Here is a 1,578-nt window from a genome sequence, read left to right as displayed (position 1 = left end):
CCTCGGCCTATGGTGCCAGCTTTGGCGCTATGTCGGTGCTGTTTGCCCTGAACGCGCGTGAACAGAACGGCGGCGACCATATCGAGGTGCCGCTGGCGGCGGCGCTTCTGGAAGGGCTGGTCTATAACTGCGAACAGATCGAGGGCTACCCTGAGCGCTACAAATCCCCGCGCGAGGCGGAGCTGGACCGGCGCGAAGCCGAAGGCCTGCCGATGAACCTGAAGTTCGGGGAACTGTCGGAATTCCTCGACCCATTCTACCGCACCTACACCTGCGCCGACGGGCGCGGCTTCTATGTGGTGGCCGGCTCGGTCGCCACCCACCCGCGGCGGGTGCTGGAGACTTTGGGGCTGAAGGACCTGGCTGATGAGCTGCCGGATTTCTCCGCCTATCTGGACACCAAGGACTGGCCCGCCGAATGGTCGATGCGCAATTACCCGGTGGGGGCGTCGGACCGTGAACGGGTGTCCTCGGCGATGAAGGCTGCCTTTCTGACCAAGCCGTCACATGAATGGGAAGGGCTGTTCGGCGCCGCCAAGGCGCCCGCCACAGCGCAGCGTTTCACCAAGGAATGGCTGGACGATCCGCATGCGCTGGCCTCAGGCCTGGTGCTGCAGGTGGAGGATGGCAAGCATGGCGCGATGCGGCAGATGGGCAATGTCGCCTGGCTGGCAGGCGACGCAGGTGCAGCACACAAGGTCAGCGCCGTCAAAGCTGATCTGGCGGTGCTGCTGGCAGAGCCGGAGCGCAGCACTGGCGGCGGTCACGAGGGCAAAGGGTGGCTCGACGGATTGAAGATCGTTGACCTCACCAATGTGATCGCCGGGCCGACCATCGGCTCGACCCTGGCGCGCTACGGCGCGGAGGTGACACTGGTGCAGCCGGTGGAGCCGTCTGTCGATCCATGGAACACGGTGGTCTTTGGCATCCATGCGCAGCGCGGCAAGGAGAGCATCCTGCTGAATCTGCGTACGGACGAGGGACAGGACGCGCTGGCCCGTCTGATTGCCGACGCTGACGTGATCACGATGAACGGCACCGACCAGCAGCGCGATTATCTGGGTCTGTCCCCAGAACGGCTGGCAGAGATTAACCCGCGTCTGATCCTTGTGCAGCTTGATGCCTTTGGCGGCCCCATGCGCGGGCCTAAGTCCGATCACCTGGGCTATGATGATCTGGCGCAGGCAGCCACCGGCGTGATGCTGCGCTTTGGCGGCGGCATGGAGACACCCGAAGAGCACGCCCATTTCGGCACCATCGACGTGCTGACCGGCTTCTGCGCCTGTGTTGCCCTGGGCGGCGCCCTGCTGCGGCTCAAGGAGACCGGCAAGGGCAGGGTGGCGCGGGCCTCGCTGGCGGCAGCGGGCAACCTGATCCAGGCGCAGTTCATGTACGGCCACGCGGGCAGGGTACCCTTTGACGAACCCTCGGGCCGCGAGGCCCTGGGCTGGGGGCCGTTCTACCACTGCTACCGGGCCTCGGACTGCTGGTTCTTCTTTGCCGCCCCCACTGAACGCGGCGCTGCGCTGGTACGGGTGGCTGAGCTGACGGATCTGGCTGAGATGCCGGAGGATCAGC

General features: G+C 65.6%; 1 protein-coding gene. It reads left to right on the top strand.

Annotated elements, in window-relative coordinates:
- A partial coding sequence (locus A2I95_RS36665; protein WP_291737406.1) for a CoA transferase occupies positions 1-1,578 on the top strand: 1,578 nt, incomplete at both ends.

This window comes from Leisingera sp. F5 (genome assembly GCF_001593695.1).
Note: the sequence above shows the minus strand (reverse complement) of the source record. Positions and strands in the feature narration are given on the sequence as shown.